10 protein-coding genes are annotated in these 11882 nt (G+C 45.2%); 4 read left to right on the forward strand and 6 right to left on the reverse strand.

Annotated elements, in window-relative coordinates; translation table 11 throughout:
• Nucleotides 1-33 precede the first annotated feature (33 nt).
• Nucleotides 34-1608: a hypothetical protein gene (locus EV12_RS00710; RefSeq protein ID WP_036910817.1), complete on the forward strand. Its 1575-nt coding sequence runs from the start codon at nt 34-36 to the stop codon at nt 1606-1608.
• 11 nt (nt 1609-1619) lie between these two features.
• Here EV12_RS00710 and lepA read toward each other — a convergent pair whose 3' ends face one another.
• The 3 genes from lepA to EV12_RS00725 all read right to left on the reverse strand — a co-directional run bounded on the left by lepA (nt 1620) and on the right by EV12_RS00725 (nt 5906).
• Nucleotides 1620-3434: a translation elongation factor 4 gene (lepA, locus tag EV12_RS00715; protein WP_036910819.1), complete on the reverse strand. Its 1815-nt coding sequence runs from the start codon at nt 3432-3434 to the stop codon at nt 1620-1622.
• Between the two features lie 587 nt (nt 3435-4021).
• Nucleotides 4022-4309, reverse strand: coding sequence for a hypothetical protein (locus EV12_RS00720; protein WP_036910821.1), 288 nt, complete (start codon nt 4307-4309; stop codon nt 4022-4024).
• An 85-nt stretch (nt 4310-4394) separates the two neighbouring features.
• The gene (locus tag EV12_RS00725; protein WP_036910823.1) at nt 4395-5906 is read right to left on the reverse strand and encodes a malate:quinone oxidoreductase; all 1512 of its coding nucleotides are present in this window, start codon (nt 5904-5906) and stop codon (nt 4395-4397) included.
• A gap of 76 nt (nt 5907-5982) precedes the next feature.
• On the opposite strand from EV12_RS00725, the gene EV12_RS00730 reads away from it, so the two are divergent.
• A complete protein-coding gene (locus tag EV12_RS00730) occupies nt 5983-6228 on the forward strand; it encodes a NifU family protein (RefSeq protein WP_011129633.1) in 246 nt (81 codons plus the stop codon).
• Between the two features lie 43 nt (nt 6229-6271).
• On the opposite strand, the gene EV12_RS00735 is transcribed toward EV12_RS00730, so the two are convergent.
• The gene (locus EV12_RS00735) at nt 6272-7204 is read right to left on the reverse strand and encodes a DUF3137 domain-containing protein (protein WP_241467004.1); all 933 of its coding nucleotides are present in this window, start codon (nt 7202-7204) and stop codon (nt 6272-6274) included.
• A 56-nt stretch (nt 7205-7260) separates the two neighbouring features.
• Entirely contained in the window at nt 7261-7833 is a 573-nt protein-coding gene (locus EV12_RS00740) for a LemA family protein (RefSeq protein ID WP_241466537.1), read from the reverse strand.
• A 907-nt stretch (nt 7834-8740) separates the two neighbouring features.
• Here EV12_RS00740 and EV12_RS00745 point away from each other — a divergent pair.
• Nucleotides 8741-9145, forward strand: a complete 405-nt coding sequence (locus tag EV12_RS00745; RefSeq protein ID WP_036910829.1) for a hypothetical protein — start codon at nt 8741-8743, stop codon at nt 9143-9145.
• A 392-nt stretch (nt 9146-9537) separates the two neighbouring features.
• Here the strand turns inward: EV12_RS00745 and EV12_RS00750 are convergent, their stop codons facing one another.
• Nucleotides 9538-10677 carry a fatty acid desaturase gene (locus EV12_RS00750; protein WP_036910842.1) on the reverse strand — a complete coding sequence of 380 codons (1140 nt, stop codon included), beginning with the start codon at nt 10675-10677 and terminating at the stop codon, nt 9538-9540.
• A 748-nt stretch (nt 10678-11425) separates the two neighbouring features.
• Between EV12_RS00750 and EV12_RS00755 the strand changes: the two genes are divergently transcribed.
• Entirely contained in the window at nt 11426-11773 is a 348-nt protein-coding gene (locus tag EV12_RS00755; protein WP_152562970.1) for a hypothetical protein, read from the forward strand.
• Nucleotides 11774-11882: the final 109 nt, after the last annotated feature.

An 11882-nucleotide genomic window follows, 5' to 3' on the forward strand; every position in this document is an offset into this window, starting at 1 on the left:
CATCAAAAGCCATAGTTCTATGGCACTTGATCCATGAAACTGCTAAAGAACCTTTATCAGCGCCGATCTCATCCTTTGCCTACCAATGGTTTTGGGATGTCTGAAGCCGTCGTCGCAGCGGGGGCAGGCATTCTGCTAATCGGAGCATCCTCATTAGCGCTGCGCTCAACGCAGACATTGATGGATAGGGCTGAAAGCAAGGCAACCCTGCGGCAAAACACAACCAATGGCCTTCGCCTGCTGCGATCAGAAATCGAACGGAGTATCCATATCCTGGTCAATAACAGCGACGCTGTACCAGCTGGAATGGAACATACCGATATGGCAAATGAGCAATATCAAGACACTCTCCAGCAATGTGGTCTGCTCGCAGAAGCTCGACATCAAGTGTTCAAGCCAGTCTTCGGCATCAAGATGGCTGAACTGAACACACCAGTTCTTTATGGGCTCAGTGTTAATTCAAATAAAGCAGGCTATGCCCTGATGCGATGTGGTGCTCCTCTAAGCCTTGATGGACGCTATAGCGAAACAGAAGATGCATTTATTGCCAAAGCAATTGAAGATATCGGAGTAATGAAATGCACAAAAAATGAAGGTGATTGCGAGCACTTAACAAACAATGAGGGTGATATTAAAAGTCTCAGAGAAGTCATTGAAGGCCTTGATGTGACCTTTACATCTGACAGCACGCCAGTACGCACCTTTATGGAGCCGGCTCTTGGCGTGATGACTGATAAACAACGCAAGTTGGTAAAATTCACTGATCCGAACCCCAACAACGACCCAGAGAAATTTGAGACTGAGAGTTATCTTGAAGCCATCAGTGCTGCACGCATAATTACCAAATATCCACTTTATCTTGCGGCATTCGCCAGAGCAGACAAGCGTATTGAGCACTATGGAGATGATAGCAATGGTGTACTTAATGGGGCCTACTTCCGCAATGTGAAAAGCAAGCACATCCGCTTCCTTGTTGATGGCTCAGGCTCAATGAGTGCTTGCATCCTTTGGGGGAGTACCTATGGCAACTGGAAAATATATTGGAGTGGAAGTTACTATTTCTGGTCACGTCAGAACTGCGCCTTAACCAGAATGGAATCACTGCAAACTGAACTCACCAGCTTACTTACAGCACTTTCTCCAGATACAAAAGTCAGCATCCAATCCTTCAGCTCACCAGGTCGGAAAAACCACAAAGTTTGGGAGCAATCAAGCAATGGCTTGATTAAAATTGGAAATGATGGTATGCGCGAATCCGCAATCGCATTCGTTAATTCACTGGACAATGGTCGTCCCACAAAGTGGGGCGGAACCTATCCATGGGAAGGATTAGATGCCTCTTTCAAAGACAACGAAACGGACACACTTTACTTCCTCTCAGACGGGGAGCCTAATGCCGATCGTATGGGCGGTAGCTGGCAAGCCAATGATCATGACCCTACAGTTGCTCACTATTCAAACTTCAACAACACACGAGAACAGGTACTCAAAACAAACACGATAGCCCTTGGATTAGAATCACCTTGGATGGAGAAATTATCAACTAACACCACAGGTGACTATCTACAAATCGATAAGGATTACGTAACAACCAATTCCAGTCAATAAAAAGGCCATAATTAACTTTCCTGATTTAGCTTCAACACAGCCATGAATGCTTCCTGAGGCACATCCACTTTGCCCATGGCCTTCATCCGTTTTTTACCCTTGGCCTGTTTCTTCAGTAACTTCTTTTTTCTTGAGATGTCTCCGCCATAACACTTAGCAAGCACATCCTTGCGCATGGCACTGATGCTCTCGCTGGCAATAATGCGACTACCAATGGATGCCTGTAAGGGAATTTTAAACTGTTGTCTTGGGATCAGCTCCTTGAGTTTCTCCACCAGACCCTTACCAATACTATAAGCCTTATCACGGTGCACAATTGTGGTAAGTGGATCAGCCTTTTCTGCATTGATCAAGACATCCAAGCGCACCAGATCATTGCGGCGATAGCCAATCAAGTGATATTCCATTGAGGCATAACCCTTTGTGCGACTCTTCATCTGATCAAAGAAATCCGTCACCACCTCAGCCAAGGGCAGCTCATAAATTAAGGTGACTCTCTCAGTGGTGATGTACTTCATATCAATGTATTCACCACGCCTTTCCTGACACAAACCCATCAGAGTGCCGTTGTACTCATTGGGGGCATAAATCTCCATCCGTACATAAGGCTCCTCAATTGATTCCCGCTTCTGCGGATCTGGCAATGTTGCAGGATTGTCCACCATCAACATGTCCCCATCAATCATATTCACCTTGTAGATCACTGAAGGAGCAGTAACGATCAAATCCAAGTCGTATTCACGCTCAAGCCGCTCCTGCACAATCTCCATATGCAGGAGTCCTAGAAAGCCACAACGAAAGCCAAAACCCATCGCACTGCTGGTTTCAGGTTCATACTTCAATGCCGCATCTGAAAGCTGCAGCTTGTCAAGCGCTTCCCTTAGATCTGGATATTGATCTGCATCCGTAGGGAACAAGCCACAAAACACCATCGGCTTTGCCTCGGTGTAACCAGGCAGAGGCTCATCTGCTGGGGAATTGAGGAGCGTAATCGTGTCTCCAACCCGTGCGTCAGCAACCGCCTTGATCGAGGCCGCCAGATAACCCACCTCCCCGGCATGAAGTTCATTGACCTCACACTCATCTGGTGACATCACACCGATCTCATCAAGCTCATAGCTCTTCTTGCTGGCCATCAGCAACACTTTGTCCTTCGTGCTAATCCGGCCACTGATCACCCGGAAATAAACAATCACGCCTCGGTAGGAGTCGTAGTAAGAATCGAAGATCAGTGCCTTCGTTGGCTCATCAAGGGAATCTGCAGGGGGCGGGATACGATCCACCACCGCCTGCATAATCTCTGGTACACCTAAGCCTGTTTTGGCAGAACAGGCAATTGCTGTTGAAGTGTCAAGACCAATGATCGCCTCGATCTCCTCTTTAATCCGTTCTGGATCAGAACCCGGCAGATCAATCTTATTGAGCACTGGAATAATCTCTAGATCGTTTTCCAGCGCTAGATAGACATTTGCCAAGGTCTGGGCCTCAACACCCTGACTGGCATCCACCACCAACAGGGCCCCCTCACAGGCCTGCAAGGAGCGGCTCACCTCATAAGAGAAATCCACATGGCCAGGGGTATCGATCAGGTTGAGCACATAGCTTTCGCCATCGGCAGCCGTGTAGTTCATCCGGGCAGCCTGGAGCTTGATCGTGATGCCCCGCTCCCTTTCCAAATCCATGTTGTCGAGAAACTGCTCCTGCATATCCCGACCGGCCACCGTGCCAGTGTCCTGCAACAGCCTGTCAGCCAAAGTCGACTTGCCGTGATCGATATGGGCAATGATGCAGAAGTTCCTCAAGCGAGAAACGGGAACGTCGGTCATGCGTTGGCGAATTCCCCTCTCGGGCGCTTTGGAGTCAGAATCCAGATTCTAAGGATCCTGCTGATCTGACCAGCGTGAAGAATGCTGGTACCGAACTATTCAACCCCATAGCCTCGTATGTGAATGGGGAGATGTTGCTGCATCTTCAACCTAAGTTGAATCAAAAGCATCAAATATTCTTCGCCAAAGTGCAGGTTTTCTAAAGCTTATACATCCCGATCATTAACAATCTCGATAGTGTCAACAACTAATGAAGCAAGAAGCTCTCTTTAAAGAAGAAAAGTCAAAGCCAGCAAAACAACGGCGAAGATTCCGAGCCTCTCCTAGAGGAAAATCCAACTGCTGAACCATCAAGTAATCACGACATGATGAATTTCGATGATCTACTTAACAACGTGGCAGACAACTACGATGAGACCAACGCGATAGCATCAGGATACATTAACTTCGCACAAGATGGAGTCAATACATTAGTGAGTTTTGATGCTGGTGGCAGCACTTGCGACAACAATAAGGGAGTTGTTATCGCAACGCTTCAAGATGTGAGCGCTTCAATCCTGAGCACTGATAATATTGATTCGGATTATTCATCCGGTAGGCTTAGATCCAATCACTGGAACAATAGAAACACAAGCTGAAGAATATTCAATCGCTACAGCTGGAGGGGCAACTGATGCAATCATCAATTCAAGTGATGATGCAATCGCAACTTTAACAACATTAGGAGGAACTAATGCTATGGACACATCTGGGGCCATCGAAGCAGTAACAATTCCAACAACAACATCTGAGACGACGACATCTACGACATCCCCTACATCAACAACATCAGAAGCGACAAGTTCAACCGATATCGTCACAGCAGCGATAGCCACTGCCGTCGATTAAAACACCATTTAACCAAAACAAGGCTTTCAAGGTCAACATCTAAAGTCTCATCATGAGCTGATCATCACAGCATCAACTTAAACCATCTTTTTGTACACCAAAACCAATCAATCCATCAGTACGTGTGCGCATTTTTTTCAGCAATTCAGGATCGGAATTGAGATCCTGGCCATAACTGGGCAACAACTTACGCAACCGCTGTTTCCACGATTCACTCTCCATCCGCTCGCTCCAACAACGTTGAAGCACCTCCAGCATGATTGTTACCGCTGTACTGGCCCCAGGCGATGCCCCCAATAAAGCAGCAAGTGAACCATCAGCAGCAGAAACCACCTCTGTGCCCAGCTGTAGCCGACCTCCCTCAGCTGTGCGTTTGATGATCTGAACTCTTTGACCAGCAACTGAACGATTCCAATCATTCAATTGCGCATTAGGTAAAAAATCCCTAAGGGATGCGAAACGATCCTCCTCGCTCTGACGCAGCTGAGAGATGAGATAGGTCACTAGATCAAAGTTTTTGAGACCCACCTCAAGCATCGAACCAAAATTACTGCGCCGCACAGAACGCAACAGATCCAGGCGAGAACCCTGCTTCAGAAATTTGCTACTGAAACCCGCATAAGGCCCGAAAAGCAACGAGCGGCGACCAGCAATCCAGCGGCTGTCGAGATGTGGCACAGACATCGGAGGCGCTCCCACCTTCGCCTTGCCGTAGACCTTGGCGTAATGCCGTGCCGTTAGCGCTGATTCAGTGCAAACCAACCACTCCCCACTCACTGGAAAGCCCGCGTAGGCGGCAGCTTCAGGAATTCCCGATCGCTGCAGCAAAGGCAAAGCACCGCCCCCAGCACCGAGGAACACAAAAGGTGTTTGCACTGAGCGACTTCCAGAAGAGTGCTTGAGATCAAGATGCCACTGCGCCTTGCCCTGCCGGCGCAAATCAACAACTTCGCAGCAGCAACTCAATTCCAAAGCTCCGCTTGCTTGCAATGACTCCAGATAGGCCCCTGTTAGCAATCCGAAATCCACATCCGTGCCCCGCTTAATGCGAGTTGCTGCAACAAGCTCTGCATTGGCTCGCCCTTCCATGACCAATGGCATCCATTCGGCAAGCTCAGCGAAATCAGTACTCCATTGCATGGAGGCAAAGGCCGGCAACGCACTCAATTGCTGAAAGCGCTGATGCAAGAGAGCCACATCAGCATCACCAAAAACCACACTGATATGGGGGACCAGATGCAGAAATTGCTGCGGTAGCAACTTGCCCTTTTCCGTCAGCGAAGCCCAGAACTCCAATGAGCGCTCAAAAGCGGCATTGATGGCCAACGCCTTAGCCGTAGACACACGGCCATCAGGTTGAAGAGGTGTGTAATTCAGTTCGCAATTAGCCGCGTGACCAGTGCCTGCATTGTTCACGGCCGCACTGCTCTCAAGACCCGGCGCCTGCAAACGCTCAACCATCAACAAACGCAGCTGAGGATCGAGCTCATGCAATAAGGCCGCCAAGGTGGCACTCATGATTCCAGCCCCGACAAGCACCGCGTCGTAGCGAGACTGGGATCCAGAAACATCAGAGACGGCCACAACTTGATAGCAACCCTGCTGGCCAGGATATGAGCGAACTCCCTAGGCTGAATAGAACCAAACTTGAAGAGCATCCATGAGTACAGAAGCCATGGCCCTCACCAACGAGAACGTAGAAACCGTGCTCGATGAATTACGGCCCTTTCTGATGGCAGACGGTGGCAATGTCGAAATCGTCGAAATCGATGGTCCTGTGGTGAAAGTGCGTCTTCAAGGTGCTTGCGGCAGCTGCCCCAGTAGCACCATGACCCTAAAAATGGGTATCGAACGCAAGTTGCGCGAAATGATCCCCGAAGTCAGTGAAGTGGTGCAGGTGCTGTAAAGCCTGTCAGCAAAAATAAATTCGACGTCGGGCTCATTCAAATTCAGCCTTTGGTCCAAACGCGGCGGTTGAGATTGAGCTCTTCAACGACACCTATCGCCATAGCCATGTCATCCACATAGCTCTTAATGAGCGTCTTGCACCAAAGGGTTCGAAAAACCCTGGCCTCAAACATGTCATGGTCGCTCGGAATGGCGACATAAACGTTCTCACCACAAAAAGAAAGACGAATTTTTTGGCCGGTTCGCTCGCGAAATGAAACGATCCGCTCCATAAGATTCGGGGTGAGAATGTATCTCGCTTCATCTTGATCATCCCCGTAAACCACAAAATACTTTTCGAAAGCAGGATCTTCCAGGGTGATGAGCTCGGGATGTCGGCCAAGCTTATGAATGTTTTGAAGAAATTTTCCAAGCCCGCCAAAAAGACGTTCTGCTACATCTGGAAGCACCACCGTGGTGCCTTTAATTTGCTTATTAAAGTCGCCAACGAAAAACAGGCCTTTGAAAATCGTGTGCCATGAGGTGTGCGTGGACCCATCAGAATCGACGCTCTGAGACTGATATTCGGCATGTACCTCACTGAACTCGATACGGGTCTTATCAAGAACTCCAAAAACCCGATCCTCTCCACGGTAACGATCAGGAGAAGCATTAAATAGCCCACTCTGCAAAAACTGAGACTCAGAAACGCGACCGTGTGGATCGTATTGAAGAGTTGAATCAAAGAAGTTAACGATCGCTGTAATAACCTGCTGCTTGAACTGCGACATATATTGCTTGGTGAGTTGCCTGTAGGCGATAGCAAAGACAACCACCAGTAGTGGAAGCAAAACAAAAGCAGCGATGGGCGGAATTAACTGATAGGCAAGCAGAATGACTACAGCAATTATCAACAAGGCGATTAAGAGTATGATTATCAATATCTTCTGAAGAATGCGTTTTCGCCTTGCTTCAAATATCCGTAAAACCGGCATAATCTCCTGGCGAAAATAAGAAGGGTGACCTCCAAAAAAGGATCTTGGATTCGCCATTATCCGGCAAAGATTTTAGCTGCATTAGGGTTCTCTCTTTCGATAGCAGGCATTTCAAAAAGAGGGCGTAGCCGATAGCCGATCAGGCCAGCCAAAACATTACTGGGAAACATTTCAACAGCGTCATTATAGTCAGTGGTTACGGCATTAAAGGTACGTCGAGCGGCAGAAAGCTGCTCCTCAATCTCATTAAACGAGCCCTGGAGCGCAAGAAAATTCTGGCTAGCCTTAAGATCTGGATAATTCTCAACTGCAACCATGATTGACTCCATAGTCTGGGAAAATTGATTTTCAAGCTCAACCCTGCCACGTGTGCCCAGCCTTCCACTCTGAGCCAACCCTCGAAGCTCTGTTAACTTAGAGAGGGTTCCTTGCTCATGCTGCATATATTGATTGACAGTTGCAATGAGGTTCGGGACAAGGTCATATCGCTTCTTGAGCTGAACATCTACAGATGCAAAGGCGTTTTTAACTCGGTTCTTTTTAGCAACTAGTGAATTAAACATCACTACCAATACAATAAATATTAGCAAGATTGCTAATAGGAAGAAGACAGAGTTAAGCAAAGACAAAAAGGAAAAGACAAGTTCTTTCGTATTAACACACTTAATCCTGAGAGGCAAGAAAAAGAAGTAAGACGTTGGAAGAATTGTAAGAAGTCATCAAGCACAAGCTTTGATTGGTTAGAATGTATTCGTCATAGTCAGAGATCAACATTCCATGCCCAGTGAAGAAGAGGATCCCCGTGATCAAATGCCCAACATCTCTCCTCTGCCTAGCTCGAAAGAACTGCTTCAACTTCCTCTGCAAGTGGTGATTTCTTTTGTAATTTTAGCGGCATTATGCTATCTAATTGGCATGGGAGGAATAGTGCCAAGATTTGGCCTATAACAAAAACTACAGCAGATCGAGCAAAATACTCATTTACCTCTTCAACCTTTTGACCAATATATCTATTTTCGCATGGGAACTAAGTAGAAAACAGTTCATTCGACACAGCATAAGGCCCTCTAGTATTTATTATTTTCCTAGCAAATTTCCGGGAAACACTAGGATACTTTTGAAGAGCAAATACCGACAATAGAATATATCAGTCGAGTGCTAAAGCGCTTTCTTCAGAGGTTGAATCTTAGGTAAAAGTGACATGCGATGGTGGTTATAAATATCCTCAGATGATGAACTCAATCATCTGAGGAATGAACGCACATCACCTAAACAATCAATACATTCTAAGTCGAAGAATGAAAACCCTCAAGCTTCTGGTTCTGGCTTGACGAAGAAGGTTTGTTTCGAAGATGGTGAGTTGAAGAATGCTTCTAGTGGTTATAAACACCACACCCACAAGGCGAATCCATCTCAGGCCCTTTGGTGAATTATTCTCTGATGATGACCTAGAAGGGGCTTATGGTGGTGGCAAACAGTTTGATATCATGAGAAACCCCTTAGAACAAACACTTTCATTTTCCCCTTTAACGAGTCATGACTAAGGACAAAACTGACTTGGAAATTCTTTTGTCTAAGGATGAAGATATTGAACCTCCTGATGAAGATGATGGTAGCTGGAGATTTGACTATATGGATGATAAGGTTATCGAAGAGCTGATGAGAGTTGGCATAACCAAACAGACCTATGAGATTTTTCTCATTGACGTCTTCGAAGACAAACAATCTTTCATAGATGAACACCTAAATGGTGATACCTCAATAGTAGATATTTATTCAAATAATGATGAGATGTTTAGGAACAATTATCAAATAGGTTGTTACTGGGTGGACAAAGACCTGAACGAAACTCACTATAAATTCAACTTTCCCTTTGTTGTTTTCTACCATCAACAACACAGAAAGGAGGAATGGACACGTTACGTTTCCGTAGATGATTGATTACACCTCCATATGAATAATCATATCCCTAACTAGGGAGAATCTTATGTTCAGATATTATATCGAATTCTATTCACTGACATGCACTACAAAACAATACATAATCTTGATATGATGCATAAAGACGCCTGCCCCGCACTCGCTAACAAGATCTAATTTAACGAGTGAGCTTTACTCCAACAGCCTGAGAAATCTCTTACAGTGCAATCCTTGTCGGAAATAGAGTATCAAGCACATACCAACAGCTTTATTAACATTATCCGCAGATGTCAGGAGTAATCCCTATAAAAAAAGCCATGGAGTATGAGTAGATAGTGGTTATAGATAATCAGTAAATAACTGACTAGATAAATATTAAGCCAGTAAATGGTTCTTCTTCGATCCTCGTCCTCTTACCAAGGATTTTTCCAGACATAGCGGCCACTGCTCTCTTCCCGAGTAACAGCTATGCAGTTCGTAGAAATAAGCCAAAGAGACTTAAGAATTGACGTTGGGTTGAAAAGGTAGACCTTTGGGAAAGCATTTTTCAGGGCAATAGTAGCTTTGCCAGCATGGTAATGAGGCATCCAAGGTGCGATGTGATGAATAACATGAGTAGAGCCTATCTTGTGATGGAGGAAATCAATTACTTTTCCATATGGCCTATCAATCGATAGGAATGCACCTCGCAATTGGGAGAAGTCTGAGCTGTCAAGGTGGGGAACATCAGTATCAGTATGATGAAGCCATGTATAGGTCACTAGCCAGATATTGACTACTAACAGAGGAGCTATATAAATTGCAAAAACAGTAACAAAGCCATCATGCAGGCTCCAGGCAATCAATGCAAACAGAGTCAGGCATATCCCCCAATCGGAAAGCCAAACTTTATTGATCCATTTTTTTGTCCACAATTTTTCAGAGAAAGGGGCTATCGGCCAGAAGTGATTCGTTAGGCCATATGTTGGGCCTCCCGTCTTCCCAGTCAGTAAATAGGCTGGCCAGCCAAAAACTAGGTGAAGCACCAGCTGAAATACACCATATTGAACTTTTCCTAATTTGCTTGCTATGGCAATATCTGTTTCTCCACCAGCTTGCTCGTCTATTCCATTGCCACGAATGACCAAAGGCACGTGGGTTTCACCATTGGCTATATGGTTTGTATAAGTATGGTGAACCAAATGTGAACGCTGCCATGAGAAATATGGAACAAGAAGCATCGAATGCAACACATATCCAACGCATGTTTCTAGTATCCTATTTCTCGAAAAAGCACCGTGTCCGCATTCATGGGCAATGACCCATAGGCCCATTGCTGTTGTGCCAGATACAAGCCAGTAGAGAACCCAAACAGGCAATATTTCTACATTGAGAGGTATGGACATCCCTATAAAAATTACAATGGCCTGTATCGTCAGGGATTGCGCTAAATAAGCAAGCGAAGTATTGGTGCTGGTATTGAAGCATTTATCAGGCAAAACAGCCTTAATTGAGGCCAGATCAGGTATATCGTCTTTGGAAACATTAAGCGCCTTCCCCTTTAGGGCAGACATCTTGATACCTTTAAAAGTTTTGTTTCTAAAAGATGTCTCTTCTTGGCTTGTGGAATGATCTTTCAATGACTATGCTTAGTAAGGGCTCATTGGATATCATAATTTATAAGCTCCCTGATTGTCGCATTATGAGCAACTCATGATCAAGGCAAATTATCGGCGATAGCTTATGAGAGATTTCCCACCTTTGCATCCCAATCAGTAATCCAAAGGCAATTCAGATTGTCTATTCGAAAACAATAGGTCATGAGAGTAAAATGTGAATTTTCCAATATTTATCAATAAGCTTTAATTACTATCGATCGTTACATAAAAAGACTTCCATATTGGACTTTCAATCAATGTTTTTTCGATTGTGGTTCCTCACATCTATATCTATGGCATAAGCACGTTGCAGCATATGGCTTTGCAGAGCCTTAGTGAGGGAAGGCAGGATATTCATAAAACAACTCTAGCAACAGCTATAGCAATGCTGTCAACAAAAACAAGAAGAAATATTGATGAGCAGCAAGGCATGGGATATCGATAGAAGTTGGATATAAAGCAGGCTCCGCTTCTCATCTATCCACGACTTAACACACCTACTCGCCCTAAATGATCAAGTCTCAAGGAAATGAGTCGTGCTTTGAAGGGTGTATATGGGGTAATCCAGGCCTTCTCCATGCATTAAGGGGCTTCAGAGATTTCTGTCATATGTGCTGCTAAAGTATCAAAGGCTAGCTAAAGTAAGATTAGCGTATTTACACCTATGGCTAAATCTAAAGAAGCAATCTTGCACTTATTGAGCTTGAACTCTGTGAGAGTTCTTTATACTTCCATGGCTTTAGTTTTAATGTTGACTGTATCATCTTCTATAGCAGGGGAGATTGATCCCAAACTATCTATTTCAGACGAACCAGCATTTACGCCAAAACAAAAAGGTTCTGGTGATCCCAAACTATCTATTTCAGACGAGCCAGCATTTACACCAAAACAAAAAGGTTCTGGTGATCCCAAACTATCTATTTCAGACGAGCCAGCATTTACACCAAAACAAAAAGGTTCTGGTGATCCCAAACTATCTATTTCAGACGAGCCAGCATTTACGCCAAAATAAAAATATGCTGGTTCTGGCATGACAAGAAAAGATAGGAAGAGAAATTGCTCTCTGCTGCGAGACTGCTCTCGATTCAACGCAACCAAGTCGCACTAACAGATCATGTGTC

Source organism: Prochlorococcus sp. MIT 0701 (assembly GCF_000760295.1).
Lineage (GTDB): Bacteria > Cyanobacteriota > Cyanobacteriia > PCC-6307 > Cyanobiaceae > Prochlorococcus.

Bases quoted from the DNA above. Each gene is read 5' to 3' on its own strand.
- EV12_RS00710 (WP_036910817.1), top strand. From the start codon at position 34: ATGAAACTGCTAAAGAACCTTTATCAGCGCCGATCTCATCCTTTGCCT.
- lepA (WP_036910819.1), bottom strand. From the start codon at position 3,434: ATGACCGACGTTCCCGTTTCTCGCTTGAGGAACTTCTGCATCATTGCC.
- EV12_RS00735 (WP_241467004.1), bottom strand. From the start codon at position 7,204: ATGCCGGTTTTACGGATATTTGAAGCAAGGCGAAAACGCATTCTTCAG.
- EV12_RS00755 (WP_152562970.1), top strand. From the start codon at position 11,426: ATGGCTAAATCTAAAGAAGCAATCTTGCACTTATTGAGCTTGAACTCT.
- EV12_RS00730 (WP_011129633.1), top strand. From the start codon at position 5,983: ATGAGTACAGAAGCCATGGCCCTCACCAACGAGAACGTAGAAACCGTG.
- EV12_RS00745 (WP_036910829.1), top strand. From the start codon at position 8,741: ATGACTAAGGACAAAACTGACTTGGAAATTCTTTTGTCTAAGGATGAA.
- EV12_RS00750 (WP_036910842.1), bottom strand. From the start codon at position 10,677: ATGTCTGCCCTAAAGGGGAAGGCGCTTAATGTTTCCAAAGACGATATA.